The organism is Labrys okinawensis, from assembly GCF_002982075.1.
Taxonomy (GTDB): Bacteria; Pseudomonadota; Alphaproteobacteria; order Rhizobiales; family Labraceae; genus Labrys; species Labrys okinawensis_A.
This window is the reverse complement of record NZ_PUEJ01000017.1, coordinates 75,524-101,031: the sequence shown is the minus strand read 5'-3', so window position 1 is coordinate 101,031 and position 25,508 is coordinate 75,524. Positions and strand designations below refer to the sequence as shown.

At 59.9% G+C, this 25,508-nt stretch carries 25 protein-coding genes and 1 pseudogene; 13 read left to right on the top strand and 13 right to left on the bottom strand.

The features are described 5' to 3' along the window. Positions 1-706: pseudogene (locus C5L14_RS30190) on the bottom strand (hypothetical protein); the annotation flags it as partial. A gap of 261 nt (positions 707-967) precedes the next feature. After that, on the bottom strand, positions 968-1,756 hold the full coding sequence (locus C5L14_RS30185; RefSeq protein ID WP_146127050.1) for a helix-turn-helix transcriptional regulator: 789 nt from the start codon (positions 1,754-1,756) through the stop codon (positions 968-970). A 686-nt stretch (positions 1,757-2,442) separates the two neighbouring features. Here C5L14_RS30185 and C5L14_RS29600 point away from each other — a divergent pair. The 6 genes from C5L14_RS29600 to C5L14_RS29570 all read left to right on the top strand — a co-directional run bounded on the left by C5L14_RS29600 (position 2,443) and on the right by C5L14_RS29570 (position 8,709). Next, on the top strand, positions 2,443-3,855 hold the full coding sequence (locus tag C5L14_RS29600) for a sigma-54 interaction domain-containing protein (protein WP_105865653.1): 1,413 nt from the start codon (positions 2,443-2,445) through the stop codon (positions 3,853-3,855). A gap of 522 nt (positions 3,856-4,377) precedes the next feature. Next, positions 4,378-5,769: a GntP family permease gene (locus C5L14_RS29590; protein WP_105865651.1), complete on the top strand. Its 1,392-nt coding sequence runs from the start codon at positions 4,378-4,380 to the stop codon at positions 5,767-5,769. Between the two features lie 35 nt (positions 5,770-5,804). Then, the gene (locus tag C5L14_RS29585) at positions 5,805-6,587 is read left to right on the top strand and encodes a 3-hydroxybutyrate dehydrogenase (RefSeq protein ID WP_105865650.1); all 783 of its coding nucleotides are present in this window, start codon (positions 5,805-5,807) and stop codon (positions 6,585-6,587) included. A gap of 45 nt (positions 6,588-6,632) precedes the next feature. After that, on the top strand, positions 6,633-6,836 hold the full coding sequence (locus C5L14_RS29580) for a CoA-transferase (RefSeq protein ID WP_105865649.1): 204 nt from the start codon (positions 6,633-6,635) through the stop codon (positions 6,834-6,836). A gap of 121 nt (positions 6,837-6,957) precedes the next feature. Further along, the gene (locus tag C5L14_RS29575) at positions 6,958-7,410 is read left to right on the top strand and encodes a hypothetical protein (RefSeq protein ID WP_105865648.1); all 453 of its coding nucleotides are present in this window, start codon (positions 6,958-6,960) and stop codon (positions 7,408-7,410) included. Positions 7,411-7,638: 228 nt separating this feature from the next. Then, a complete protein-coding gene (locus C5L14_RS29570; RefSeq protein WP_210203308.1) occupies positions 7,639-8,709 on the top strand; it encodes a transporter substrate-binding domain-containing protein in 1,071 nt (356 codons plus the stop codon). 96 nt (positions 8,710-8,805) lie between these two features. On the opposite strand, the gene C5L14_RS29565 is transcribed toward C5L14_RS29570, so the two are convergent. The 9 genes from C5L14_RS29565 to C5L14_RS29530 all read right to left on the bottom strand — a co-directional run bounded on the left by C5L14_RS29565 (position 8,806) and on the right by C5L14_RS29530 (position 17,962). Then, complete coding sequence (locus C5L14_RS29565; RefSeq protein WP_105865647.1) at positions 8,806-9,534, bottom strand: class I SAM-dependent methyltransferase; 729 nt, start codon at positions 9,532-9,534, stop codon at positions 8,806-8,808. A gap of 286 nt (positions 9,535-9,820) precedes the next feature. Beyond that, on the bottom strand, positions 9,821-12,028 hold the full coding sequence (gene paoC / locus C5L14_RS29560) for an aldehyde oxidoreductase molybdenum-binding subunit PaoC (RefSeq protein WP_105865646.1): 2,208 nt from the start codon (positions 12,026-12,028) through the stop codon (positions 9,821-9,823). A gap of 3 nt (positions 12,029-12,031) precedes the next feature. Then, entirely contained in the window at positions 12,032-12,982 is a 951-nt protein-coding gene (locus C5L14_RS29555; protein WP_105865645.1) for an FAD binding domain-containing protein, read from the bottom strand. Then, a complete protein-coding gene (paoA, locus tag C5L14_RS29550) occupies positions 12,979-13,641 on the bottom strand; it encodes an aldehyde dehydrogenase iron-sulfur subunit PaoA (RefSeq protein ID WP_428832671.1) in 663 nt (220 codons plus the stop codon). Before paoA ends, C5L14_RS29555 begins: the two co-directional genes overlap by 4 nt. 242 nt (positions 13,642-13,883) lie before the next feature. Beyond that, positions 13,884-14,123: a DUF4167 domain-containing protein gene (locus C5L14_RS30530; RefSeq protein WP_181161384.1), complete on the bottom strand. Its 240-nt coding sequence runs from the start codon at positions 14,121-14,123 to the stop codon at positions 13,884-13,886. Positions 14,124-14,166: 43 nt separating this feature from the next. Beyond that, positions 14,167-14,331, bottom strand: coding sequence for a hypothetical protein (locus C5L14_RS30525; RefSeq protein WP_181161383.1), 165 nt, complete (start codon positions 14,329-14,331; stop codon positions 14,167-14,169). A 334-nt stretch (positions 14,332-14,665) separates the two neighbouring features. Continuing rightward, positions 14,666-15,274: a cysteine hydrolase family protein gene (locus C5L14_RS29540; RefSeq protein ID WP_105865642.1), complete on the bottom strand. Its 609-nt coding sequence runs from the start codon at positions 15,272-15,274 to the stop codon at positions 14,666-14,668. Positions 15,275-15,287: 13 nt separating this feature from the next. Further along, the gene (locus C5L14_RS29535) at positions 15,288-17,390 is read right to left on the bottom strand and encodes a catalase (protein ID WP_105865641.1); all 2,103 of its coding nucleotides are present in this window, start codon (positions 17,388-17,390) and stop codon (positions 15,288-15,290) included. A gap of 173 nt (positions 17,391-17,563) precedes the next feature. Next, positions 17,564-17,962 carry a PRC-barrel domain-containing protein gene (locus tag C5L14_RS29530; RefSeq protein WP_105865640.1) on the bottom strand — a complete coding sequence of 133 codons (399 nt, stop codon included), beginning with the start codon at positions 17,960-17,962 and terminating at the stop codon, positions 17,564-17,566. A gap of 850 nt (positions 17,963-18,812) precedes the next feature. Between C5L14_RS29530 and C5L14_RS29525 the strand changes: the two genes are divergently transcribed. The 5 genes from C5L14_RS29525 to C5L14_RS29505 all read left to right on the top strand — a co-directional run bounded on the left by C5L14_RS29525 (position 18,813) and on the right by C5L14_RS29505 (position 23,211). After that, positions 18,813-20,081 (top strand): cation:proton antiporter, encoded by a 1,269-nt coding sequence (locus tag C5L14_RS29525; RefSeq protein WP_105865665.1) that lies wholly within the window; start codon positions 18,813-18,815, stop codon positions 20,079-20,081. Between the two features lie 140 nt (positions 20,082-20,221). After that, on the top strand, positions 20,222-20,617 hold the full coding sequence (locus C5L14_RS29520; RefSeq protein ID WP_105865639.1) for a PRC-barrel domain-containing protein: 396 nt from the start codon (positions 20,222-20,224) through the stop codon (positions 20,615-20,617). Between the two features lie 248 nt (positions 20,618-20,865). After that, a complete protein-coding gene (locus C5L14_RS29515) occupies positions 20,866-21,309 on the top strand; it encodes a PPC domain-containing DNA-binding protein (RefSeq protein ID WP_105865638.1) in 444 nt (147 codons plus the stop codon). Positions 21,310-21,430: 121 nt separating this feature from the next. Then, positions 21,431-21,865, top strand: coding sequence for a DUF2231 domain-containing protein (locus C5L14_RS29510; protein WP_105865637.1), 435 nt, complete (start codon positions 21,431-21,433; stop codon positions 21,863-21,865). Then, complete coding sequence (locus C5L14_RS29505) at positions 21,862-23,211, top strand: PQQ-dependent sugar dehydrogenase (protein WP_105865636.1); 1,350 nt, start codon at positions 21,862-21,864, stop codon at positions 23,209-23,211. The genes C5L14_RS29510 and C5L14_RS29505 overlap by 4 nt, the downstream gene beginning before the upstream one ends. A gap of 114 nt (positions 23,212-23,325) precedes the next feature. Here C5L14_RS29505 and C5L14_RS29500 read toward each other — a convergent pair whose 3' ends face one another. Together C5L14_RS29500 and C5L14_RS29495 are read right to left on the bottom strand one after the other, a co-directional pair. Further along, a complete protein-coding gene (locus C5L14_RS29500; protein WP_105865635.1) occupies positions 23,326-23,511 on the bottom strand; it encodes a hypothetical protein in 186 nt (61 codons plus the stop codon). Between the two features lie 46 nt (positions 23,512-23,557). Then, the gene (locus tag C5L14_RS29495; RefSeq protein WP_105865634.1) at positions 23,558-23,872 is read right to left on the bottom strand and encodes a general stress protein; all 315 of its coding nucleotides are present in this window, start codon (positions 23,870-23,872) and stop codon (positions 23,558-23,560) included. A 373-nt stretch (positions 23,873-24,245) separates the two neighbouring features. On the opposite strand from C5L14_RS29495, the gene C5L14_RS29490 reads away from it, so the two are divergent. Further along, positions 24,246-24,521: a DUF2934 domain-containing protein gene (locus C5L14_RS29490; protein ID WP_105865633.1), complete on the top strand. Its 276-nt coding sequence runs from the start codon at positions 24,246-24,248 to the stop codon at positions 24,519-24,521. Beyond that, positions 24,522-25,490: an NAD(P)H-dependent oxidoreductase gene (locus C5L14_RS29485; RefSeq protein WP_245443657.1), complete on the top strand. Its 969-nt coding sequence runs from the start codon at positions 24,522-24,524 to the stop codon at positions 25,488-25,490. The last annotated feature ends 18 nt before the right edge of the window (positions 25,491-25,508 follow it).

The window sequence follows — 25,508 nt, the reverse complement described above, 5'->3', positions numbered from 1 at the left end:
GCCCATGCAGCCTGAGATGCTCGGCCGCATTGCCGGGCACCTTGGCCTTCAGGCCCGTGAACAGCCAGTATTTGTAGAGTTCGACCCGATCCTTGCCGGCCTGGGCCGGATTGGCGTCGGCAAAATAGACCGGATCGAAGGCATGCCCGAAGGAAATCGGCGCCAGGCGCTCGAACCCCTCCCGCATCATCGCCCGCAAAGCCTCCTGCTTGTTCGACACCTGCCCAACCCACCGCGAGTTCAGCAGGTTGAACTCCTCCAGATCAAGAAACCGCAGCCAGTACCCGTCCGCCAGACCCTCTGCCTGCGCAAGCTGATCGAATGTCGCCAGATATCCGGCCGCATGGCCTACCGTTTGATAATGCTCCAGAAGGGCATCGTCGGACATACGCGCGCCCTTGAAATACAAGGACCGGTAGAGGTCCGGATTAAATTGATAGGGAAGCCGCCCTTCCCTGCGGCCATGTTGGAGGAAGTGCTTGATCGCCGCATAAGCGGAACCAATCCCAGCCAGATCCGGATAATTGCCGATATAGCCTTTCCAGTCGAAGAACTCCGGCAGTTTGCCGTACTCCGCTTCCAGACTCGCTATATATTGGGCAACCCCCTCTTCGCTGTGAAGTCTTCCTTCGGCCGCACCATGCTTGCGATAATGCTTTTCAGCTTCCGCACGGGAAAGACCCTGAAGGTCGTAATGGGCGCCCACATATACCCGCCAGTCGAAGCCGTCCGGGAGCGATGGCAGATTGCTATTCTCACCCCTCTCCTCCCGCTCCTTGCTCCGAGCATTAACAAGATGCCCGACTTCTTCGTTTCGCCTAATTCCAAGCCAGTGGCTTACTTGCTTCAACATAGTGCACCAGTTCGACCGCCCGCATCATCAATCTATAGACAAAATATACATTCTAAATAAGTACTAAGCCATATAAATACAAAATTATTAATATAATATACATTTTTTACATACTTAATCTTCGAACATACCTTTTGTAAGATATATGATTTCCATTCGGCTCTTAACTTTTAGCTTTTCCATGATGTTTCTAATATGAACACTCACAGTGCTCTCCTTGAGGCCGAATTTTTTTGCAATATCCATGTTTCTTTCGCCTCGCCGAAGGCATTTGACGATTTCGATCTGCCGCGGAGTGAGCCCCACCAACTGCAATTTTGCTTCCTGGGGGGCAGCAGAGGCCATATTGGTGCCGCCAATACTGGATGCCGGGATAAAAATCCCGCCCGCCCAAACAAGACGTATGGCCGCCAGCACGATTTCGAAGGTCGAGCTCATTCCGATGAACCCCTTCGCTCCCAACTCCAGCGATCTTCCTATCTGAAGCGGACTCTCCACGTCTGAAATAATGACAACCTTCGCAAGTGGAAACCGCTCAAGGACCAGAGGCAGATCTTGGTCGATAACTCGGTGTGTCGCCTCAGCACCTAAACCACACAACATCACCAACGGCGCTCCTCTTCCACCCTGCAAATCGAGCTGAGACAGCGAAGAACAACCAACTATGGAGGCCGCAGCATTATATATTCTTAGGCATTGAACTATACATCCAAGAATTAATTTGTTTTCACACACTATAAAAATATCATCTATAGTTCCTCCAACTTTCAACGTCACATCAATCACCTTCACGTTCTCTGACGAAGAAACATTAAGATTGCCTGGCAAAACGTTTCCACCTTCTCCGTCATCGTCGGCAGAAAACGGGCGATCATTTCCCTTGCCCCCTCTTGCGTTTCCCAAGAAACCGCCCCCTTACGTAATAGCCGTATGACTGAAGGGCCCGCATAACATGTAAACCCTTACATATCACGGAAAAAAGACTCAAATCCCCCGATTTCATAAGCAAAGAATAAAGTCTTTATGAATTTAGACATCAGATAATCATATTATCCAAATGGATATTTACTGATTTGTCCAAAACGTAAACATTCAGGTGGAAGCGTAAAAAATTTACGGCTTGTAAGCGGGACATGCTCGAAAGCCGGAGCCCGCTGGCGATGATGCCGAGCCCCATACGTCGCAGAAGTACGAAAACTCCCTATTCAAAGGGCTATCCACAAGGATCAAGACAGCTTTTTCGAGCCGGCGCCTGACCACATAACGTTTCCGTCCAAGAAACCCACATGCAGGGTCGTCGCATGAGAGGAACTCGAATTTCCAGACATCCGCCATGGAAACAACCGTGATGGAGATGGCCATAACACCATCGTTTCCCGTCGTCTCACGCCGTTCGGACGTACCCGCGGGATCCTGCAGTTTCTCGCCGTCATGTGCAGGCTTACGCGCGGTTTAGCCCGTGTCGCCGCGCGCGAAACACCACTCGACGACGACCGGCGGGCGGTCAGCGGCCGGTCCGGACAATTGGAAGTGCGACCGACAATCGGATAGCTTCCGCGTTTAAGAGGCGCGAAACAGGGACGACGTTGATGGTCTCACGGAATGAGAGGCATGGGGTTGACGACAACAAATCCTACCGGCGCGCAATCAGCGAATTGTTTGGTCAATTCGAGGCCCTTTGTGAAGGAGCAATCGGTGTCGATAAACATTCCAGGATCGCTTGGATAAATGATCCGTACCGCGAATTACTTGGCATAGAGCGAATTGTCGACATTGTTGGCCTCGATGTCGAGGATATCATCCCAGAAAGTCAACTAAGAACGGTGGTAGAAACGGGCCGGCCCATTCTTCTGGACATCATGCAATTTGGACATCGTCAATTCGTGGTGTCTCGGCTGCCCTTGCTGGACAAGTCCGGCTCGGTGGTCGGGGCGGTCGGCTTTGTTCTCTATGATCGCGTGGATCAGCTCAAACCGCTCGTCAACAAGTTCGAGCAACTCCAAAAGGAGCTCGACCATGTACGCCAGGAGCTTGCGGTCGAACGGCGAGCGCGCTTCGGATTCTCGAATATCGTCGGCAACAGCGCCGCGATACAGGAGGTAAAACGCCTGGCACGACGGGCCGCGCAATCGGAGAGCCCCGTCCTCATTCTCGGCGAGACCGGCACCGGAAAGGAACTGCTCGCTCAGGCCATCCATGCCACATCCTCGCGGAATTCCGGCCCGTTCGTCGCCGTCAACGCATCGGCAATTCCCGAAAATCTGGTTGAGGCGGAGTTCTTTGGCTATGTGCCCGGCGCCTTCACCGGCGCAAGTACGAAGGCGCGGGAAGGAAAGTTCAAGCTGGCCGACCGCGGTACTTTGTTTCTCGATGAAATCGGGGACATGGCCCCTCAACTACAGGTCAAGCTCCTGCGCGTGCTCGAGGAGCAGGTGTTCGAGCCGCTCGGCTCCGACAAGAGCGTAAGGGTGAACGTCCGCCTCGTGGCGGCGACCAGCCGCAACCTCGAACAGGAAATGGAGGCCGGCAGATTTCGCCGCGACCTCTACTATCGTCTCAATGTGCTGACCGTCAAAGTGCCGCCCCTGCGAGAGCGGGTGGACGACGTCGCACCGCTCGCCGAAGCGCTGCTGGAAACCCACGCCCGCAATCAAGGCATGCTGCCGCTCGAGTTGACCGACGATGCCCTCGCGCTTTTGATGTCCTACTCATGGCCCGGCAATGTACGCGAACTCAGGAATGTGCTCGAACGCGCGAGCGTCGCCTGCGAGGGCACGCAGCTTTCGGCGGACAAATTCCTGAACGTTCTCCCGAGCCTGCAAACACCCTTCTTGCCGGTCAATCGCTCCCAGAGCCTGGCCGATGCCCTCGCCTGCCGCGAGCGAGAGGTCATCAAGGAGGCGCTCGCCGCCGCGGGCGGCAGCAAACCCGTCGCGGCGCGAGCTCTTCGTATCTCGCGGTCGCGGCTGTATGAACGGCTTCGAATCCTTGGACTGTCCTGAAATCAGGATTCCTTGTCCGAGAAGCTGGACACGGCGTTTTCGTAGAATTCCCATAGGGTTAGGGCCAGCCGCCGCCAAGGTCTGTCCGAGATCCAGGACTCCTTCGCCCGCTCTCAACACCAAGCGATCGAAAATACGCCTGATTTCAGCAGGTTAGAAACTGCGTGAAACTGGCACGCTCCTTGCTCCCGTTCCGGATGCAAGCCTCGACCGGCATTGCCAATGCAAACGCCATAAGAAGACGGAAGGGAGAGAGATGTCAAAGGCTGCAATCCTCATCGCGCCGGATATTCCAAGTTAGGTCCGGACCCGACAAACACGCCCAGGCGGACATGTGCCTGTGGTCGACGGCCATGAGGTTTCCCGCGCATTCGAAGCTGAAAGTGCCCGGAACGCTCAGTGAGCCGATGATGAAGGCGTCGACGCCATCAAGGATGCTTTTCGCCGCGCAAGACAATGGAGCCTGGCGCCGGCGCGACGCCATTTCGGCGGCCCACATCAAAAAGAAAATTAGGGGAGATTATGAACTTTCTCATCTGTATCGGCGCTTTGGCGCTTCTCATGTTCGTCGCCTATCGCGGCTTCAGCGTGATTTTGTTCGCGCCGATCGCAGCTCTTCTCGCGGTTCTGCTCACCGATCCAGCAGCCGTCCCGCCAATGTTCACTGGCGTTTTCATGGACAAGATGGTTGGTTTCGTAAAGCTTTACTTCCCGGTCTTTCTGCTCGGAGCCGTCTTCGGAAAAGTAATCGAACTCTCAGGATTTTCGAAATCCATCGTATCGTCGGTCATTTCGGTCATCGGCCGGGAAAGAGCGATATTGTCGATTGTGCTGGTATGCGTCATCCTGACTTATGGTGGCGTATCCCTCTTCGTCGTCGTGTTCGCCGTCTATCCTTTTGCTGCCGAAATGTTTCGGCAAGGCGGAATTCCCAAACGCCTCATTCCCGGCACCATCGCGCTCGGCGCGTTCACCGTGAGCATGGATTCGTTACCCGGCACCCCGCAGATCCAGAACATCATCCCGACGACGTTCTTCGGCACCAATACCTGGGCCGCCCCGGTGCTGGGCCTTGTGGGGACCGTCTTCATCATGGCTGTCGGCCTGACCTATCTCGAATGGCGCCGCCGCGTCGCGGCTGCCCGGGGAGAAGGGTATGGCGAAAACCATATCAACGAGCCCGAAGCCTTCAAGGCCGAGATGCTGCCAAACCCGTGGATCGCCATCCTTCCCCTCATCGTCGTCGGCGTCGTGAACAAGCTCCTGACGATGGCGATCCCCATGTTTTACGGCAAGTCCTATGAGGTCAAACTCACCGCGGCGGCCAAACCACTGGTCACGGATGTAGGCCCCATTACGGCCATCTGGGCGGTGGAGGGCGCGCTGATACTCGGCATCTTCACGGTGCTCGTCTTCGCCTTCAAGCCGGTGAGCCAGAAATTCGCCGAGGGCACCAAGGCCGCTGTCGCAGGCTCGCTGCTTGCCTCCATGAACACGGCGGCCGAATATGGTTTCGGCGGGGTGATCGCCGCCCTTCCCGGCTTCGTCGTGATTGCAGACGCCCTGCGGCAAATTCCCAATCCGCTCGTGAACGAAGCGATCACCGTGACCTCCCTGGCCGGCATTACCGGTTCGGCGTCCGGTGGCATGAGCATCGCACTTGCGACCATGGCGGACCAGTTCATAGCCGCCGCAAAAGCAAGCGGCATCCCCATGGAGGTTCTCCATCGGGTGGCGGCCATGGCCAGCGGCGGCATGGATACGCTTCCCCACAATGGGGCCGTGATAACAGTCCTCGCCGTGACAGGCCTGACTCACAAGACATCATATGGTGATATATTTGCGGTGACCTGCATCAAGACGGCCGCCGTATTCGTTGTCATCGCGTTCTACTACGCTACTGGACTGGTTTAATACCGAATATCTTCTTGCAGCAAAGGAATGAAGTCATGCTAAAAGGAAAAACCGCGCTCGTCACCGGCTCCACCAGCGGAATCGGGCTTGGCATCGCGCGTGCCTTGGCGGCCAGCAAAGCCGATCTCATCATCAACGGTCTGGGCGAAGCCGACGCGATCGAGAAGCTTCGAAGTGAGCTGGCCGAAGAATTCGGCGTCCGGGTCCTCTATCACGGCGCCGATATGTCGCGGCCAGCCGAAATCACCGCGATGATCGAGTATGGTGCCAATGCGCTGGGCAGCATCGATATTCTCGTCAACAATGCGGGGATCCAATATACGGCACCGGTGGAGCAGTTTCCCGCCGATCGGTGGGATGCGATCATCGCAATCAATCTATCCTCCAACTTTCATGCGATTGCCGCGGCCTTGCCTCGGATGCGTGAACGCAATTGGGGCCGTATCATCAATGTCGCCTCCGCCCATGGCCTTGTCGCCTCCCCGGCCAAGAGCGCCTATGTCGCCGCAAAACATGGCGTCGTGGGTCTGACAAAGGCCGTCGCCCTCGAAACGGCGCAGACCGGGATCACCTGCAATGCCATTTGTCCCGGTTGGGTACTGACACCGCTGGTTCAAAAGCAGATCGACGATCGGGCCAAGAACGCCTCTATTCCCGTCGACAAGGCCAGGCAGCTCATGCTCGCGGAAAAACAGCCGTCGGGCGAGTTCGTGACACCCGAACAGCTCGGCCAGGTCGCGGTGTTCTTGTGTTCGGAGGCTGCGTCACAAATCCGGGGCTCCTCCATCAGTGTCGATGGCGGCTGGACCGCGCAATAGCCGAGAGTTCGGCCGCTTGCGGCAAGGTTCCACGGAGACCGAGAGTTGAAGAACAAGATTGTTTCGATCGAGGAAGCCGTCAGCCTTGTGCGCGACGACGACACATTGTGTTTTTCGGGCTTCGGCACCAATGGCGTGCCGGAGCAGCTTGCGGTCGGCCTGGCACAGCGGTTCCTGCAGACGGCGGCTCCCCGGAACCTGACCCTGCTCTTGGGGGAGGCCCGGGGGATGGAGCGACCCGGGGGATGAACCTGCTGGCCCATGAAAACCTGATCAAGCGCGCCATTGGTGGCCACGCCTGGCGTCGACATCGAACGGGACGTTCTGGCCCAGATGGCTTTCCGGCCGATTATCAGGAGCCCGGGTTGAGATGGATCGAAGGATCTTCCTGACAGAACCAATGGGCCTCAAGGACATGCTTTTGTCGATCAAGCTTGTCGATCGCGTCACCTTCGACAGGCAGCAGCAGACACTGTTCCTCAATTTTGAAGGACTTAAGCTGCGAAACCTGCAGGATATGGACTCTGTCCGCAGCTGCGTGGAGGCAGCGTGCAGGTCGGCCGGGAAAAAAGTACCCGTAATCGTGAACTATGATTCATTCGAGATTGAAGAAGATATCCTCGATCAATATGCGGCTATGGTTCAATACTTGACTGAGAGATACTACACGCATGTTTCACGGTATACGACCAGTGCGTTTCTGCGGATGAAGCTGGGAGAAGCCCTCAACGAACGCGGGCTTGCCCCTCATATTTTCGAGACCAGAAACGAAGCACTCCACGCCACGAGACTGAATGGTTTCCCCGGCCACCCAGCTTGCTAAACTCAATGCCCGGACGGGCGCCGGTCCGCTGGCGACCGGCAACCTTGCGGTTTGGGTCAGACCGTTGAAAGGGTTGCGGTATCCGGATCGGGCCGATAGCCTCGCCCCCCGAAAGAAATGGCATTTGCAGGTTTCTATTTTGATTGCGAGTGCAGCACCCTGTCCCATGCCTGCCGCTTCCGACGCATGAGATCGGAATTGCGCGCAAGCCTGGTGTACGCGATTGCCATGCTGTTGCTGGCATGGAGCCTGGTCCTTTCGGCGGCCTCGGCGCAAGAAACCCAGACCGCACCCGCGGCCGGCAAACCGCTGAATGTCGGCGTCTATGTCAGCCCGCCCTTCGTCATGAAGAACGGCGCCCATTATTCAGGTATGGCGATCGATTTATGGGAGGCCACGGCGAGGCCGCTGGGGCTGTCCTATTCCTACCGTGAGTATCCCACTTTCGAGGCGCTGATCGAAGCGGTGCGCAGGGGCGAGGCCAGCGTAGCCGTTTCCAATTTGACGATCACGAAAGATCGGGTGGAGCGTATCACCTTCTCCCAGCCCTGGTATGATGCCGGCCTGCGCATCATGGTGGCTGAGCGCGGCGGCGCGGGCTTCTGGCAGGTTCTGGGTGGGCTGGAACGAGCCGGCCACCTGCGGGCGATGGCATGGCTCGCGACCCTCATCCTGGTTGCCACGCTCGTGCTGGCATTGTTCTACCGACGTTTCGACACGACCTTTCCGGATCGTTGGCATGAGGGACTGGCCGAGAGTTTCTATGAGGTCATGTCGGTCGCGACCTCGGGCAAGGTCACGCGCCCTAATGCCCTGGGTTGGATCGGCCGCATTTCGGGAGGCATATGGATGGTCTGCGGCGTGGCCGTGATCGCCTACGTCACCTCATCGGTCACCAGTGTGATGACGGCCCTGACCCTGACGCATCAGATCAACTCCCTGGCTGATCTTCCGGGCCGGACCATTGGCGTGCGCGGCGGCAGTGTCGCGGAAAACTATTCCAATGACCTCAGGCTTGCCACCCAGGCCTACCGGAGCATCGACGAGGCCGTGGCGGGGCTCGGCAGCGGCGAGATAGCGGCGATCATCGATGATGCTCCGGTTCTGGAATATTACGCCCATACCCACGTCAAATCGCCTCTGTCGGTGGTGGGCCCGATCTTCCATCCCGACAAATACGGGTTTGGCTTTCATCATGGCGACAATCTCAGTCACACCATCACGCTTCAGATCCTGGAATTGCAGGAGTCAGGCGAACTCGAAGCGCTGCGTCGCAAATATTTCGGCAACGAACGATAGCGCCCGCGCTGCGTGACTCTTCAGCCCTGGCCGGACGGGATGACGGGGGTCAGGCCGACCAGGGCTCGGTGGGGAGCATTCGCGCAATGGCACCTGCTATCGTCTGACCGAGACGAGGAGCATCATCGGCCGCTCCAATTCCTCCTCCAGCGCCGGTGTTTCCTCGACTTGCTCCCGAGACGGCGCGAACTCATCGATGGCTTCCAAAGCAAATCCGGCCCTGATCAGCGCCCTGAGTGTCGTTGCGATGGTTCGGTGGTACTTCAAAACACCCTTGGCGAACCAGTCGGTGCGGCGTTCCCCTTCGATGGCATAACGATTGACCGGCCACGTCTTCCTCCCATCCTCGTCTTCGATCCAATGAGGATGGGCCGCGGCCATGAAGATCGGGTGTTCGATGGAGAAGACGAGATGACTGCCCGGCGTGAGCGAACGGTGGATCATGCGCGCGAGCCGGTCGAAGTCCCGGACATAGTGGAACGTCAATGAGCTGAACGCAAAATCGAAGGCGCGTTCCTGAAGGTCGATTGTCTCGATGTCTGCAATTCGGTACTCGACTGCAGGATCGGCGCTCAGCGCACGAGCCCGGGCGATCATCGTCTCGGACAGGTCGATCCCCAACACGGTCTCGGCGCCACTTTCACGCAACCAGCGTGAAACCCAGCCGAATCCGCACCCAAGATCGACGGCGCGCTTGCCGGCCACGTCAGGAAACATCCCGCGCAGCACCGGCCATTCGGGCGCGCCGGCAAGGCCGTGAATCTGGCGCGGAAGCTGGCTGTAGCCGGAAAAGAAGACAGGATTGTCATAGATGTTCTGTGCCATGATAGGCTCCATTCAAGAGAAGGAGACGAGGCACAGGTCGCACGGAGGGCCTCGTCCACGAGTGGCGAGGCCAAGGGGCCGTTCCCGCTGTCTTGCTAGCGCGATCGAGCTCCCCGCATCCCGCCGATGGGGATGCGGGCGAAGCGGGAGACAATGTGCGTATCCTCTTCGACCATGCGCAACCATGGTCGATCACCGCTCGCCTTGTCAACCGTCGCTCGACCGACCTATGAGCCCAGCAGGCGTACGCCGACAGCGATGCTCCTTATGAGCAGAGAAACATTGCTCACTGCATCTCGGGCAGGCGGTCGATGAGCTTATCCAGCGTCATCGGATAGTCCCGTATGCGGATACCCGTGGCATTGTAGATCGCATTGGCGACGGCGGCGGCGACGCCGCAGATCCCCAGCTCGGCGACGCCCTTGGCCTTCATCGGCGACGAGATCGGATCTGTTTCGTCGAGGAAGATCACCTCCTGGTGCGGGATATCGGCATGAACGGGAACCTCATAGCTTGCCAAGTCGTGGTTGACGAAGAAGCCGGAGCGCTTGTCGACGACCAGTTCCTCCGTAAGGGCGGCGCCGACGCCCATGGTCATCGCGCCGATCAGCTGACTGCGCGCCGTCTTCGGGTTCAGGATGCGACCGCAGGCACAGGCAGCAAGCATGCGCCTGACCCGGGTCTCGCCGGTGGCGGCATCGACGCCGACCTCGACGAAATGCGCGCCGAAAGTCGACTGCTGATACGTCTTGGCAAGATCGCCGTATTCAATGCCGTCCTCGGCAGCGAGCCCCTCCGCGCCGGCCGCCTGGGCAAGCGAGGCGCTGCGATTGCCCGAGCGGACCTGGCCATCGGCGAAGACGGCTTCGGCAGAATTGAAGCCGAGCCTTTGGGCCACGGCTTCGCGCAGCTTGACGCATGCGGCATAGACGCCGGCCGTCGAATTGTTGCCGCCCCATTGCCCGCCCGATCCGCAGGAAACCGGAAACGTCGAGTCACCGAGGCGGACCGTCACCTTCTCGACCGGGATGCCCATCATTTCCGCCGCGGTCTGGGCAATGATGGTGTAGCTACCGGTGCCTATATCCGTCATATCGGTCTCAACCGTGACCGTGCCGCTGTCGTCGAGTCGAACGCGCGCCGCCGACTTGGTCAACAGGTTGTTGCGAAAGGCGGCGGCAACGCCCATTCCAACAAAAAAGCGTCCATCGCGCGTTCGGCCAGGCTGCGCCTGGCGCCTGCTCCAGCCGAACCGCTCTGCGCCGGTACGCAGGCATTCGACCAAACGTCGCCGTGAGAACGAACGTTCCGGATGCTCGGGGTCGACCTGCGTATCGTTGAGGATACGAAACTCCACCGGGTCCAGTCCGAGCTTCTCCGCCATCTCGTCGACCGCAATCTCCAGCGCCATCATGCCCGAGGCCTCGCCCGGCGCACGCATCGCGTTGCCTTCGGCAAGATCGAGCACCGCGAGCCGCATCGAGGTCATGCGGTTGGCGCCGGCATAAAGCAGGCGCGTCTGGCTCACGGCTGTCTCCGGGCCGCCACCCGGCAGGTCGCCGGACCAGCTTTCATGACCGATCGCGGTGATCTTGCCCTCGCGCGTCGCGCCGATGCGAATGCGTTGGATCGTCGCCGGCCGATGCGTCGTATTGTTGGCCATCAGCGGCCGCGTCAAGGCGACCTTGACCGGCCGCCCGGCCGCGCGTGCACCGAGAGCGGCGAGCAGTACGTCGGAGCGCAAGAACAGCTTGCCGCCGAAACCGCCACCGATGAACGGCGAGATGACGCGAACCTTGTCCTTGGCGATGCCAAGCGTCTCGGCGAGGTCGCCGGCCGCCCAGGCGATCATCTGGTTGGACGTCCAGACGGTAAGCTTGTCTCCCTCCCAGGCGGCAATCGAAGCATGGGGCTCCATCATCGCATGCGATTGATCGGGCGTCGTGTAGGTCGCGTCGAGCTGGACTGGAGCCGCGGCAAAGGCACCGGCAAAATCGCCGACGGCAGTATCCGCAGGTCCCCCAAAGCCAGGCTTGGGCGTGCCGGCCGAATTCCTCGCCGACGCAAGATCGAAGGCACCGTCGGCCCGCGTGTAGTTCACCTCGACCAGATTGGCGGCAGCGCGCGCCTGCTCGAATGTCTCGGCGACCACCAGTGCAATCGCCTGGTGGTAATGTTCGATGGCAGGGCCACCGAGCAGGGTCGCGGTGTTTCGGCTGCCCTTGCCGAGCTTGCCGGCATTCTCCGCCGTGACGATGGCGAGCACGCCAGGAGAGGCCTTGGCTTTCGCAAGGTCGATCGAGGCGATCCGCCCCTTGGCAATCGCCGCCCCGACCACATAGCCATAGGCCTGGTTCGGCGCGACATCATGGCGTTCATAGGCATAGGGCGCCATGCCCGCGGTTTTGAGAGGGCCGTCGACCCGGTTGACGGGTTGGCCAATGACCTTGAGCTGGTCGATCGGATTGGTGGTGGCGGGGGTGTCGAATCTCATGGCTCATCCCCTTGCCTCTGAAAGGATGGCACCGAGCGTGCGTTCGACCAGCCGCAGCTTGAATGCATTCTGCGGGGTCGGGTTGGCGCCGGCGAGAAGTTGAGGGGTGACCGCCATGGCACCACGTGGCAGCGCCGCTTCAGCCGCCTCGACGCGCCAGGGCTTGTGTGCCACGCCACCAACGGCGATGCGCCCGCTCCCGTCCTTCTGGACGATTGCCCCGATCGAGACCAAGGCGAAGGCATAGGAGGCGCGGTCGCGAACTTTCCGATAGATCTGCCTGCCGCCGATCGGCTTCGGCAATGTGACCGCGCTGATCAGTTCGCCGGGTGCGAGAACTGTTTCCTTGTCCGGCGCGTCGTCCGGCAATCGATAGAACTCGGCAATTGGAATGCTGCGTGCCGTCCCATTCGGGCGCAGCGTCTCCACCGTCGCGTCGAGGGCGCGCATGGCCACCGCCATGTCGCTCGGATGGGTGGCGATGCAGGCCTCGCTGGCACCCAGGATCGCGTGGTTGCGCGTGAACCCGCCGATTGCAGAACAGCCGCTACCGGGCCGACGCTTGTTGCAGGGCTGGCCCGTGTCATAGAAATAGGGACAACGCGTTCTCTGCAGGAGATTGCCCGCGGTCGTCGCCTTGTTGCGAAGCTGAGCCGAGGCGCCGGCGACCAATGCGCGCGTCAGCAGGGGGTAGTCGCGGCGCACGCGCTCATCCGCTGCAAGATCTGTGTTTCGCACCAGGGCGCCGATCCGCAAGCCGCCGTCCGGCGTGGCCTCGATCGTGTCGAAGGCGAGGCCGTTCACATCGATGAGATGGGTAGGCGTTTCGATCTCGAGCTTCATGAGATCGAGCAGATTGGTGCCGCCGGCGATGAACTTGGCGCCCTGGACCCGCGCGGCGGCGGCGATTGCTTCGGCCGGCGAAGCGGCGCGTTCATAGGTGAAGGACCTCATGCCTTCCTCCCCGCCACCTCGCTGATGGCGTCGATGATGTTGGAATAGGCAGCGCAGCGGCAGATGTTCCCGCTCATGCGCTCTCTGAGTTCGGCGCCGGTCACCGCCGGCCGAGACATCAGATCCGCACTGACATGGCTCGGGATGCCGGCCTTGATCTCATCGAGCGCCGCGACCGCCGAGCAGATCTGCCCGGGCGTGCAATAGCCGCATTGATAGCCATCATGCTTCACGAAGGCGGCCTGCATCGGATGGAGCTTGTCGGGCGTGCCCAGCCCCTCGATCGTCGTGACGCGATCGCCCTCGTGCATCACAGCCAGCGTCAGGCAGGAATTGATCCGGCGGCCTTCGACGATCACCGTGCAGGCACCACATTGGCCGTGGTCGCAGCCCTTTTTCGTACCGGTGAGATGGAGGTGCTCACGAAGCGCGTCGAGCAAGGTGGTACGCACATCCAGCCTCAACGTCCGCTTCTCGCCATTCACAACGATCGACACGTCCGACAGGTTGAGCTGGTCTGGCATCGTTGATTTCCCGGCGGTTGCAGCCATCTGGGCCTGAGCCTGGGACGGCAACCCCAGCACTGCGGATGCGGCTCCGGCGATCAACAGGTCACGCCGCCTTATCTCGTGGTCGGGACTTTGCATGCAAGGTTCCAATCTGTTCACGCGGGTGCGACAGGGGCTGAGCCCCACTCACCGACGAACAAAGATATGGATTGGTGGTTCCCGGCCGATTCAGGCGATCTCGCTCGCAAGCCGCCATAGCTCGATCGGGCAGCCAGGCGCGCCTACTCCTCGCTGTTCCGAAATTCCGGCGTCTTTTCCGCAGACAGGCAGAACGCTCATAGGGCTGCGGGCCAAACTAGCGATCCCCTGCCGTCGCTCGTTTATGAGGCAGTTCAGTTCGCCCGACCCTGGGTGGCAGCCTGCATTGTTCGAAGGTAATGCTCCGCATGCTGATAGTAGTTTTCTGCGGCAATCAGGTCGCCCGCCGCAGCTTCGGCATGGGCGCGCCTCAGATAGCTTTCATAATTCTCGCGCGCATTGCGGGCGTTCTTATGCCCGGCGCCACTCGAAGGCGCCGGGCGCTGAAATCGAATTCCAGATGTTGATTTTGTGTGATTATAATTCGTGTTCATTGAGATCCTGAGCCATTCCAAAATGGCTTCGTTGTGGCGTTGATCAGCCGAGCTGGTCGGCAACGATCTTGCGCAATTCCTCGCGACTGAGGCCGCAGGGTTCGGGCTGCCAATCCCTTTTGGCTTTTGGCAGGGTTGGGACGGTTGTGGTTTTGGTGCGGCAGGGCTGTTCCGCCGCCGTTGCATTCCGATTGATGATGGTCTTCATGATTTCTCGTCGGCCGGCTTCAACGCGAAGTCGCCGCTTTCTGGTGAAAATTGCTGAGATCCGTACGGGCAGGGCGTCTGCAATCCAGTCCTGGGAACGGTTCGGCGCCAAGCCTTCTGCGCGCACCCAGTACGGCTGGGAGATCTCTGCCCGCCAAATGTGGATTTGCGAAAGGGCGAAGGCTATTCGCGGATCAAATCACGCTGGCTCGGTCACGCCTCTCTCGTACCGGCAGATAAGCACGAACCCTTTGAATTTCAACCCCGAGCAGACCATCAGGCCCAGCTTCACCCAGGGCGACGATCGCATGAGAGTTCTGTGTGTTTATGGCCCGTCACCGCCAGTTTTCCAGAATCTCCTCGCTGCTCGCAACCTCGATTTGTTCGGTAAACCGGGTGAGATAGAGCTGCATGAGAGCATCATGCGTCTCGTCCGAAGAGCTGCAAAGAGCATCGATCGCCAGCACCACGCGATAGCCTCTATCGATTGCCCCGAGGACCGTTGCCAACACGCAAACATCCGTCTCCCCGCCTGAGATGACGATGGTATTTACGTCGGTGTCCGTCAAAAGCCGGTCGAGATGTCCCTCCGTCCAAGGTGAATAGACCGTCTTGTCCAAAACCAGACCCGGCGGCACGAAGCGCTCCAGCCGGGCGACCAGCCGGACGGCATCGGGACCGATTTCGTCCAGGGTCACACAAGCCCATTTGCGATAATAGCGCTCCCAACTTCCCCTCCCCTCTCCGGCCCGGGCAGCCGGTATGAATCTGGTGAAGATCGTTTGAGCAGCGTGATGCGCGCACAGCGTCTCTATCACCGGCGCTACCTTCTCGAGCCAGGGCACTGCCCATGGATAGCCAGGCCCGAACAAGCGTTGCATGTCGATGCAAAGGTGAAGGCAGTTGGGACCGAGCGGTCCATGAACGAGGCCCTGCGCAGCCATCTGGACGCACTCTTCAGAGCTTGACGTTTGCTTCGCGTGCCCAAAGGCGCAATTGGCGGCAGGTTTCCACGAAGCGGGTCATCGATCCGGCATCGCTGAGATAAACCAGGCCTTCGTCGGCATCGAGAGCAATACCGGATTTGAGCAGAAGGGCCTCGGCTCCGTTGCTGAAACCGATGAACTTGCAGTGTGCGAATGCATCCGCCACGAAATCTCGCGCGGCCGCCTCGCTTGTCAGGGCTTCGGCTCCTGCATCCGACAGCAGAAGGGCCACGGCATCGAAAAGCACGGACGGGCCGCCATCGATCATGTGCTTTGCCGGAATGAGCGTTCCGTCCTTAGCCTGCGCCCCGCCGACATGGGGGGCGATCACTTCCAGCGTCGCGCCTTCCTTTTCGACGGCGGTCTGCAGCGCCGCGAGCATCGCGGCATCCGTTCCCTCACCGACCAGGACGCCCACCTTGCGGCCCGCAAAGCTGGGTGGACCATTGCGGACGATGCTGAGGGCCGGCGACGGCGGGAGATCCTTCCGGGGCGCAACGGCGGCATCCGCGGGCTTGGGCAATCTGCCGATCCCCAGCCTGCCGGCGACCGCTGCGCCCAGCCCCTCGTCGATGTTCAACAGATGCGAGACCATACGCTCGCGTATGCTCGGATTCTCGCATTTACTCAGTTCGAACGTCAGTGCCATCGCGATGTGCCTTTGCTCAGGGCCGGTTTGGCTGATGTAGAACTGCCGTGCCTGGCTGTAGTGGTCGGCGAAGCTTTCGGCCCGCAGGCGAACCTTCGGCGCTTCGACGTCCTCGCGATAAGAGCGGAAACCGCGAGCGGGGTCCTCCCTCGGTCCTTCTCCCCATGAATTCGGCTGATAGTTGGCGCGGCCGACAGGGTTGCGCATCGCCATGTGCCCATCCTGTTGGAAGTGGGCGAAGGGGCATTTCGGCGCATTGATGGGGAGGTGGGTAAAGTTAGTGCTTCCGAGCCTCTTGAGCTGAGTATCGAGATAGGAGAAGTTGCGGCCCTGCAGCAGCGGATCGTTGGAAAAATCGATCCCGGGCGGCACGTTCTGCGTCATGAACGCGACCTGCTCGGTCTCCGCGAAGAAATTGTCGGGCATCCGGTCCAACACCAATCGCCCGACGGGAATGGGCTCGAGCACCTCCTCCGGTATGAGCTTGGTTGGGTCCAACACGTCGAAGTCGAACTGGTCGGCGAACGCCTGATCGAACAGCTGCACGCACAGCTCCCATTCCGGGAAATTTCCGGTTTGGATCGCTTCCCACAGATCGCGGCGATGAAAGTCGGGATCGGCCCCATTGATCTTGACCGCCTCGTTCCAAACAACCGATTGCATACTGAGCTTCGGCTTCCAGATGAATTTAACGAAGGTCGATTTGTCCTCGCTATCGAGGAAGCGGAAGGTGTGGACGCCGAAGCCTTGCATGAAGCGGAACGAGCGCGGAATTGCCCGATCGGACATCACCCACATGACCATGTGCATGGATTCGGGCGTCAGGGAGATGAAATCCCAGAAATTGTCATGCGCTGATTGGGCTTGCGGGAAGGCGCGGTCCGGCTCCGGCTTCACCGCGTGGATCACATCCGGAAACTTGATGGCATCCTGAATGAAGAAGACCGGGATATTGTTGCCGACGAGGTCCCAATTTCCTTCTTTCGTATAGATCTTCACCGCGAAGCCGCGGACATCGCGAGGCAGATCGAACGAGCCCTTGGAACCGGCGACAGTCGAGAAACGCACGAAGGCCGGCGTCTTTTCCCCGGCGCGCTGGAACACGTCGGCACGGGTGTATTGCGACAACGATCTGTAGGTCTCGAAATAGCCATGGGCTCCATATCCGCGGGCATGGACGACACGCTCGGGAATCCGCTCATGGTCGAAATGGAAGATCTTCTCCCTGAAGTGAAAGTCCTCCAGGAGCGTTGGCCCACGCTGACCGAGCTTGAGGCTGTTCTGATCGTCCGCGACGGGAGCGCCCTGGGCCGTGGTAAGCCGCGCCGTGCCGCCTTCTGCCACTTGATGCAGTTCGCCGCCATTGCCGCGCGTCAGCGATTGATCATGGATCTTCGCGATTTCGTCTCGGGCTTTCTTGACCATGCGGGTATCTCCATGAGTTCGCTTGTGCGCGCGCCAGCGCCTGCCGCCCGCGTGGACGTGTTTTCAAGCGCGATCAGCGCCTGCCACGACAGAGCCCGCGACGCCTCGTGACCCCTGATAGAAACCGGGATCGCATGCCGCTTCGCGCCAATTACAGGGCTCTGACCAAGATCCTAGGGACGCTGATCCAGCCTCGGATCGAGGGGATTTCCGCTCCACAAGGCGCCGTAATAGGCATCGACGGCTCTGGGGCGATCCGGATTGTCCCAGTCCCAGTCATTTTCGGAGCTGTATTTGGGACCGCCTCTAAGCTGGTCCTCGGTCAAGTTCGTCTGATAGCCGCCGAGATCGGTGTTGTAGGTCAATGTATTCCAGGAAAGGGGATAATGGTCGGCTCCGATCCCGAGAAATCCGCCAAATCCAAGTACGGCGTACGAGACTTGCCCTGTCTTCTTGTCGATCATGACGCGTTCGATCGAGCCGATCTTCTCTCCGTCGGCGCCATATACGGCAGTGCCCTCGACCTTGTCGCTGCCGATGAGATTGCCATATTCCCTGCTCTCGATCGTCATGGAAAACTCCTCTTTGAACGGCTCTTGGGTGAGGGCGGCCTCTCCATCCGCCGCCGTGATCCGGCGCGAGCGGGGATCGGTCGAGCCCGCTCGCCATCGGAGACACACCGAACTCCCCCAAGTGCCATTGGTTCCTCTGCGTGAGTGCGAAGACCGCCCAAGGCGGGCGGCAGAGGCACGAGCCCGCGATGGCGCGATGGGCAGCGTGAGCGACGGAACACATGCCCGGCGTTCTCACCGCCGGGCTATTCTTTTGAAAATGCGCTGCCCGAACGGACATGCACACCATGTGCGATTTGAGCGGAACCCTGCGATGCAAGGCTGGTTAGGAGCGCACGAAGGGTCCGACGCCTTCGTGGGCCAGCGACGCGGAAACCGCTGACCGAGCGACCCGGCCGATGCTCCCTCCCCTGAGCCAATCGGTCGGGTCGCAACGTTTCGGGTCCTGTGTCCTGTTTCGCGTCGTCGATTTCCTCGAACCGCTCGCCGAGCTTTTTTGAGGTTGGACCAGAATTTCCGGGCCAGCTTTCTTTGCAAGGCGAATGAAAGCCCGACTGTTTCGAACGGCGCTGTTGCAATGTTTGCACGATTGATCTGGAGTGCTGCAATCATAGTCTTTGCCATTTTCTGCGGCATTGTCTGGTGGGTAAACACCACCAATCCGGCAAAGCAAGGCGCCCAACCGCCCGCTCCCGCGGTCAGCGACCGCGAATGACCGACGCGCTCGAGAGAGGGGGCAGGTTTCGCTGGCGGATATTCGTGCCGCCGAGGCATGAGGCGCCCAGGCCTCCCACTTGTCCGATACAGGGGACGGCAGAAGAAACCTCAGAGATGACGGAGCATGATGCTCATGTGGCAGCCACTTGACCCGATGGCAGTCCTGCCGCTCGTTTTTGGCATCGTCATTCTCCTGACGGCCTGGCTCCCGCTCGTGCTGAGGCGTCTGCCTCTCTCCCTGCCGATCATTGCCTTGGGCATCGGATATTTCGCCTATCCCAGGAGTTGGGCAGTGCCGCCCCCCGAGGCCATCTTCAACCGGGGGAGCTTCGAGCATCTCACCGAATTCGTCATCCTGATCGCCTTGATGGGCAGCGGATTGCGCATCGAGCGCAATTTTGACTGGCATCGCTGGCGTGTGACGGCACGAATGCTGATACTCGCCATGCCCCTGACCATTGCAGCCATTGCGCTGTTGGGCCGGATGACTGGCGGCCTGTCCTGGGCGTCCGCCCTGCTGCTCGCGGCGGCCCTGGCACCCACTGATCCCGTGCTTGCCGCCGATGTTCAGGTGGGAGCCCCAGGTCGCGAGGAAGGCGGCGAGGCCCGGTTCAGCCTGACCACCGAAGCAGGGCTCAACGACGGCCTGGCCTTTCCCTTTGTCCTTCTGGCGCTGACCCTGGCTGAGCCATCAGGAAACACCGACTGGATCCACTGGTTCGCCTATGAGTTCGTCTGGAAACTGGTCTGCGGTGCCGCCATCGGGCTTGCGACCGGCCGCTTCTTCGGCTGGCTCAGCTTCAGGTTGCCACGGCTCGAGCTGTCGAAGACCGGCGATGGCTTGGCCGCAGTCGGCATGACCTTCATCGCTTATGCGATCACCCAATTGCTGCATGGCAACGGCTTCATCGCCGTCTTCGTGGCGGCGGTCGCCTTGCGCGCGACCGATCGGGGCCACGACTACCATTCCGATCTGGAGGGGTTTTCAGAGCAGATCGAGCGCATCCTCATGGTCATCGTGATGATCATCTTCGGCGGCACGATCGCAGCGGGCGGTCTCCAGGGATTGACGTGGCATGACGGAGCCATCGGCCTTGCCATCCTCTTGCTCGTTCGTCCGCTGGTGGCTTGGCTCAGCCTTGCTGGACTGGGCCTGCCGGCCCTTGCGCGCGGCGTGATTTGTTTCTTCGGCATAAGAGGACTGGGGACGCTCTATTATATGGCCTATGCCAGCGGCCATGGCAGCTCACCCGAGATGGAGCGTCTACTGGCGCTGACATCGTTCGTCGTCCTGGCCTCGGTGATGCTGCATGGCGCGTCGGCAGGGCCGGTCATGATGTGGGTCGATCGGCGCCGGGCCGCCATTCGGCGCGGCAGAGACGGCGGCCCCGCGTCCGCCTGAAACGAGATCCATACGCTCAGAGCTTCCATGTTCGAATGCGATTGGAGCCATACGGCCACTGACCGGCAGACGCCGCTACGGAACTTCTCGTGCAGACCGATGTTCGGGAGGCTCCTTGAACATATCGCGAGGAGATAGCCATGCGCAGATTGTTGATGGCGGCCAGCATCGTCCCGTTGCTTGCGACGCCCGCGCTCTCGCAGACAGCGACGACGACGACGACGCAGACTTTCGTCACCGCAAAGCCGACGGACGTGCTCAGCAGCAATCTGATCGGATTGAACATTGACAATGCGGCGGGAGAGGATGTCGGCGAGATCAAGGATCTGGTGATTTCCGACGGTCAGCTCACAGGCTTTGTGGTCTCCGTCGGCGGCTTTCTAGGCATCGGCGACCACTATGTGGTCGTGTCGCCTTCAAGCGTGAAGATCAATTATTCCGAGAGCGACAAGAAATGGTCCGCCAAGATGGAGGCCTCCAAGGACCAGCTCAAGGCTGCGCCGCCGTTCAAATATGAAGGGCGATGGCAGAAATAGTGCTCGGCGTTTTTTGTGGGAGCGGCCACTTCGAGGAGCCGAATATTCTCAGCCCTTCTGAAGAAAGTGCCAGCCCAAACATCCACAATTCGACCGATGCGGCTCCGATCCCCCAATAGCGCTTTGCGATTAACGGAGCCACCCGGGATCGCAAAGACGCCCGAGCCGATCCTTCGGATTGGCTCGGAAACAAGGAGTTGGAGCAATGAGCGTCACGCTCGAACGCGCTTTGCTCCAGGGAGGCATTGATGAAATCGAAGAAACTCTCGAAAAGCGCCTCTGAAACGACCTTTGTCCTGGTTCTCGATGATGGCGAGGAAGCCTTTGCCGCGATTACCGAGTTCGTCAGGCGCGAGAATGTCGCCAGTGCGTCGCTCACGGCGATCGGGGCCTTCAGCCGGGCGACCGTCGGCTGGTTCGATTTTGCCAGCCACTCCTACCGGAAGATTGCGATCGACCAGCAGTGCGAGGTCCTCAGCATCCTGGGCGACGTCGCCGAGGGCGATGACGACAAGCCGAGCGTGCATATCCATGCCGTCCTCGGCCTGTCGGACGGCACGACGCGAGGCGGACATTTTCTCGACGGTATCGTCCATCCCACCCTCGAGGTGATCTTGGTCGAGACCCCGGTCGATCTGCGCCGCCGCAAGCGTGCGGATCTCGGTATTGCCCTCATCGACCTTTCGGATTGAGCGGACGTCCGCCGGCGGCATCTTGCCGGCAGATGGATCACGTCCCGTTTGAGGAGGCGCCGACAGATCCCCATTTGGCTTGGAAGAGACCGCCGATGCTCATTTTCGAAAGATTGCTGCCATGGCGACAGATACCCTGAAGTCAAACGCTCCGGCCACTCGGCCTACGATATTTGAATGGTTCCTTCCCGTTCCTGCCATGTGTTTCGCCGGCTTGCTCGTGACCGATATCGTTTATTGGCGGACAGCGGACATGATGTGGGCCGACTTTTCGGCCTGGCTGGTAACCGCTGGTGTGATCATGGGCCTGCTTGTCTTTCTCGCAGGGCTCATTGATTGGGCTTCGGGCGGCTGGAGGGCCGCGAGACGGCCCGCGTGGCCGGGCGTCATCGGCTACATGCTCGTCTTCATCGTGTCTGTCTTCAATGCCCTGATCCACAGCAGGGATGGCTGGACATCGGTCGTACCGACAGGACTGATCCTGTCGGCCAGCGCCGTCTTGCTCTTGCTCGTCACCGCCGCGGTGGATCGCGCCCGACCGAGGGCTGGATCATGATCAATCACCCATTCCTTCGCATAGCCCCTGGCTGTCTTGTCCTGGTCCTCGTCCTGTCCGCCTGCAGTGACGGCGGCGGCAACCCGTCCGATCAGATCGGCCCCAACCCCAAATTGCCGCAGCAATCCGAATATCTTTTCCCGCCGATGCATCTGGCCTCGGTGACCGGCTGGAAACAGGGCGAAAAGCCATCCGTGCCCCAGGGTTTGCAAATCCAGGCCCTCGCCACCGGACTGGAACACCCGCGGTCTGTTTATGTGCTGCCGAACGGTGATGTGCTGGTCATCCAGTCCAAAGCGCCACCGGCTCCTGCTCCCAGGAGACCGAAGGACATCGTCATGGCCCTGGTGGAGGCGATGGCCACGTCGGCAGGAAGCGGTGGCGACGACAAACCTTCCAACAAGATCACGCTGCTCCGGGACACGAATGGCGACGGAACGCCCGATCTTCGTACGACATTTCTGGAAAACCTGCATTCGCCCTTCGGCGTGGCGCTGGTGAACAACGATCTCTATGTCGCCAATACCGATGCCATCGTCCGATATCCCTATCACGAAGGCGATACCAGGATCACCGCTCCCGGGCAGGTACTGACGCTGCTGCCCGGCGGCCCGATCGACCATCACTGGACGAAGAGCCTGGTTGCGAGCAAGGATGGATCCTTGCTGTATGTCGGTGTCGGGTCCAACAGCAACGTCATGGAAAACGGACTCGAGGCGGAGAAAAACCGCGCCGCGATCTGGGAAGTCGATCGGGCAACGGGTCGTTCCCGCATCTTTGCCGGTGGATTGCGCAACCCGAACGGATTGACGTTCGAACCTCAGACGAATGTGCTCTGGGCCGTCGTGAATGAACGCGACGAACTCGGGCCGGATCTCGTCCCGGACTACCTGACCTCGGTGAAGGATGGGGGCTTCTACGGATGGCCCTACAGTTACTATGGCCAACATGTCGACCCCAGGGTCATGCCCCAACGGCCGGACCTGGTGGAAAAGGCCATCGTTCCCGACTACGCGCTGAGCTCGCACGTCGCCCCGCTCGGCCTGGCCTTCTACACCGGGACGAACCTCCCCCTTCAATACCGGGGCGGAGCATTTATCGGCGAGCATGGCAGTTGGAACCGCTCGAAACTCAACGGCTACAAGGTTGTTTTCGTGCCGTTCAAGGACGGGCGCCCTGATGGCGCGGCGCAGGACGTCGTGACCGGCTTCCTCGGCCCGGACGACGAGGCCCGTGGCCGTCCCGTGGGACTCGCGGTCGACAGGAGCGGTGCGCTGCTGATCGCTGATGATGTCGGCAACACCGTATGGCGGCTCAGCGCCTCATCCCAGCAGGCCAGCCAATAGCCCGATCCCGGCGAGGTATTGATGCATGACCGCTCAGCCACCCTTCTTGCGATCACGGATATAAAATAGAAGCGTCCCCGCACGACGGCGGGGACGCCAAACTAGGCCATCGGGCTAGCTGTTCTTATGGCTCTGTTGGCCAGCTTTCACGTGCTGGTCATGCGTGCCGCCGCGGGTCTTGTGATCCTCATCGCGATCCGTGCGATGCTGATCCTGCGAACTCGCGTTCTTGTGGCTCTGCTGGCCGGCCTTCACATGTTGTTCATGCGTGCCGCCGCGCGTTCCAGAATGGGTCGTCATCTGATTTCTCCTGTTGATCGGAAACTACACGCGATATGGACGTGGCTCAGCGCCCACCGTGCGAGGCCTCGCCGCCTTTGCGGCCAGCTTCGGAGGCCCGCTGCGGATCCTTGGCAAAGTTTCCGCCCGATGTTTCGCCGCCCTTCCGGCCGGCTTGCGACGCCAGCTCACGGTTTTTCGAGAAGCTTCGAGTTTCGTCCGGCGCGTTCTCGCCGCCCTTTCGGCCGGCTTCGGATGCAAGTTCGGAATCCTGCGAGAAGCTGCGCTTTTCGGCAGGGACGCTTTGGCCGCCCTTGCGTGCAATGTCGCGCTGCTTTTCTTCATCCATCGATGCAAAGCCACGATGATCGGTGTTAGCCATATGACGGCCTCCTTTCGATGTGCTTGAGCAACTTGCTCGCCTTTCCAACAAAGGATGCCAGAACATGTTCCCACAAAACTTCATGCTTTATAGTCAAGCCCAAGTCTCGCTAGACGTGCGACAGAATATCACAGTTCAACTTAAAATTATATTTTAACAAATTGAGCAAATACTCAAAAATAACTCTGCCGATGTTCGAGGGAGAACGCGCTCTTCATAGGGGAGGAGGTTGCGTTTCAACTGCGGCACACGATGGGAGAAGACGCAGCGTGAGCTGGCGATTTGTTGCACGCATTTTCCGGGGCTTATGGCGAAACCTAGACTTCGCAGCGGCGTTAGGTGCGAACCCACTTCATAGGGAGCATGTTGAGCGATGCGGCAACGACGCGATGAACGCATTCGGGAGCGCGCCTATCAGATTTGGGAGGCAGCGGGTCGCCCGGATGGAAAAGCCATCGAGCATTGGGCTCAGGCAGAGCACGAAGTCGAGGGGCAGACATCGGCAACCGACGCCATGGTCGCAGGCAAGGCCGGCTTCAACGTCGACCAGGACACTACACCTAGGGAAGAGCCCGGCGAGCCGAGTATTCAGCGCGCCCAGATCGACAAGAAGGCACTTCCCCAGTCGAGCCCGCCAAGGGGGCGTTGAATGGTTCGGCAGAAGATCGTCGTGATGCCGTCGGCAAGCCAGGAAATGAATATTCCTGACGACGAGGAACGGCTGAAGCCTCACCCCCACGACCATCGGCCGTTCCGCGTTCTGCTGGTGGCAGGATCACAGCGCCGCTTGAATAGCTGCCCAGGCCTGGACTCCAAGGCCAGGGCGCTGATGCATCGCATGGCCGCGCGCATGCCGCTTGGATGGCAGGTCGATCTGGAGGATTTGGGCAACGAACATGGCAGACCCAAGATCCAGGCGTGCAATGGCTGCGTCAGTTCCTCGATGGCGCTCTGCGTCTGGCCCTGCAATTGCTATGGCCCGGACAGCGATCACCAGCCAGATCTCTTGTGGAACCTGCATCTCTACGAGCGTCTTGCTCGATCGGATGCCTGGGCCTTCATCGGGCCAATCAATTGGTATGGCCCCACAACTTCGTTCAAACTTCTGTTCGATCGTCTGGTTTGCATGAATGGCGGAAACCCAAGACCGGATCTGATCGAAAAGAAGAACACCCTGATGGCGCAGGCACTGGAGCGATCGCCGCAATGGCGCGACCTGAGCCGCAACCATCTCGAAGGCCGGACCGCGGCCTTCTTCTGCTACAGCGACCTTGGAGCCAAGGACCTCGGGCCCGACGGCCGACCCAAGCTTCTCAAGCACAAGGAATGGTTTGAGCCCGGCGACGAGCCCTATCGAAACGAAAGAGAGGCCTATCAAGCCCTGGTCTGGCAGTGCCGGTATTCAGGCATCGAAGTGCCCGACTGCCTCTGGCAGTGCGCCACGATCGGCGTGGACAGGCTCTATTCGGATGATCAGGCCGATAGCCTCATCCAAGAAGGAAGCGCCTTGGCGACCTTCGATGCATGGGTCGATCGCTTCTGCGCCCATGTCGAGCAAAAGGGCCTGATAGGCGATGTTCTCGATGCGGAACGCCGCGCGAGATCGACCACTCAATAGGGGCCGGTCCGGCAGGTC

Bases quoted from the DNA above. Each gene is read 5' to 3' on its own strand.
- C5L14_RS29600 (WP_105865653.1), top strand. From the start codon at position 2,443: ATGGTCTCACGGAATGAGAGGCATGGGGTTGACGACAACAAATCCTAC.
- C5L14_RS29590 (WP_105865651.1), top strand. From the start codon at position 4,378: ATGAACTTTCTCATCTGTATCGGCGCTTTGGCGCTTCTCATGTTCGTC.
- C5L14_RS29585 (WP_105865650.1), top strand. From the start codon at position 5,805: ATGCTAAAAGGAAAAACCGCGCTCGTCACCGGCTCCACCAGCGGAATC.
- C5L14_RS29575 (WP_105865648.1), top strand. From the start codon at position 6,958: ATGGATCGAAGGATCTTCCTGACAGAACCAATGGGCCTCAAGGACATG.
- C5L14_RS29570 (WP_210203308.1), top strand. From the start codon at position 7,639: ATGCTGTTGCTGGCATGGAGCCTGGTCCTTTCGGCGGCCTCGGCGCAA.
- C5L14_RS29565 (WP_105865647.1), bottom strand. From the start codon at position 9,534: ATGGCACAGAACATCTATGACAATCCTGTCTTCTTTTCCGGCTACAGC.
- paoC (WP_105865646.1), bottom strand. From the start codon at position 12,028: ATGAGATTCGACACCCCCGCCACCACCAATCCGATCGACCAGCTCAAG.
- C5L14_RS29555 (WP_105865645.1), bottom strand. From the start codon at position 12,982: ATGAGGTCCTTCACCTATGAACGCGCCGCTTCGCCGGCCGAAGCAATC.
- C5L14_RS30530 (WP_181161384.1), bottom strand. From the start codon at position 14,123: ATGAACACGAATTATAATCACACAAAATCAACATCTGGAATTCGATTT.
- C5L14_RS30525 (WP_181161383.1), bottom strand. From the start codon at position 14,331: ATGAAGACCATCATCAATCGGAATGCAACGGCGGCGGAACAGCCCTGC.
- C5L14_RS29540 (WP_105865642.1), bottom strand. From the start codon at position 15,274: ATGGCTGCGCAGGGCCTCGTTCATGGACCGCTCGGTCCCAACTGCCTT.
- C5L14_RS29535 (WP_105865641.1), bottom strand. From the start codon at position 17,390: ATGGTCAAGAAAGCCCGAGACGAAATCGCGAAGATCCATGATCAATCG.
- C5L14_RS29530 (WP_105865640.1), bottom strand. From the start codon at position 17,962: ATGACGATCGAGAGCAGGGAATATGGCAATCTCATCGGCAGCGACAAG.
- C5L14_RS29525 (WP_105865665.1), top strand. From the start codon at position 18,813: ATGTGGCAGCCACTTGACCCGATGGCAGTCCTGCCGCTCGTTTTTGGC.
- C5L14_RS29520 (WP_105865639.1), top strand. From the start codon at position 20,222: ATGCGCAGATTGTTGATGGCGGCCAGCATCGTCCCGTTGCTTGCGACG.
- C5L14_RS29515 (WP_105865638.1), top strand. From the start codon at position 20,866: ATGAAATCGAAGAAACTCTCGAAAAGCGCCTCTGAAACGACCTTTGTC.
- C5L14_RS29510 (WP_105865637.1), top strand. From the start codon at position 21,431: ATGGCGACAGATACCCTGAAGTCAAACGCTCCGGCCACTCGGCCTACG.
- C5L14_RS29505 (WP_105865636.1), top strand. From the start codon at position 21,862: ATGATCAATCACCCATTCCTTCGCATAGCCCCTGGCTGTCTTGTCCTG.
- C5L14_RS29500 (WP_105865635.1), bottom strand. From the start codon at position 23,511: ATGACGACCCATTCTGGAACGCGCGGCGGCACGCATGAACAACATGTG.
- C5L14_RS29495 (WP_105865634.1), bottom strand. From the start codon at position 23,872: ATGGCTAACACCGATCATCGTGGCTTTGCATCGATGGATGAAGAAAAG.
- C5L14_RS29490 (WP_105865633.1), top strand. From the start codon at position 24,246: ATGCGGCAACGACGCGATGAACGCATTCGGGAGCGCGCCTATCAGATT.
- C5L14_RS29485 (WP_245443657.1), top strand. From the start codon at position 24,522: ATGGTTCGGCAGAAGATCGTCGTGATGCCGTCGGCAAGCCAGGAAATG.